The organism is Pseudomonas sp. PS02303 (assembly GCF_029959925.1).
Lineage (GTDB): Bacteria > Pseudomonadota > Gammaproteobacteria > Pseudomonadales > Pseudomonadaceae > Aquipseudomonas > Aquipseudomonas mandelii.
The window spans coordinates 1-255 of sequence record NZ_JASCOM010000593.1; the positions used below are offsets into that span (position 1 = coordinate 1).

A 255-nucleotide genomic window follows, 5' to 3' on the forward strand; every position below is an offset into this window, starting at 1 on the left:
CAAAGCCAGCTAAGTCACGGTGCATGGGGAGTTTTGCCATGTTCATCTGATGATTCACCGAGCGCACCGCGCGATCCGCATGTTCCTGCTGAAGCAGATGTTCCAGCAGCCATTTCGATGAAGCCGTCGACGCTGTTCCTTGAGATACCAGTTCTTCCCAAGCACTGGCCATGCCGTGCAGGCGCAGTTCTTTGAGTTCAGTCATCAGGTCACGCATTGCGATTCTCCTCATCGGTCGTACGGAGCCGGTCGTAG

Annotated in this window: 1 pseudogene; it reads right to left on the reverse strand. The window is 55.3% G+C overall.

Annotated features, from left to right (window positions below):
- Positions 1-217, reverse strand: a pseudogene (gene istB, locus QMX98_RS35000) (IS21-like element ISPsy20 family helper ATPase IstB); the annotation flags it as partial.
- Between the last annotated feature and the right edge of the window lie 38 nt (positions 218-255).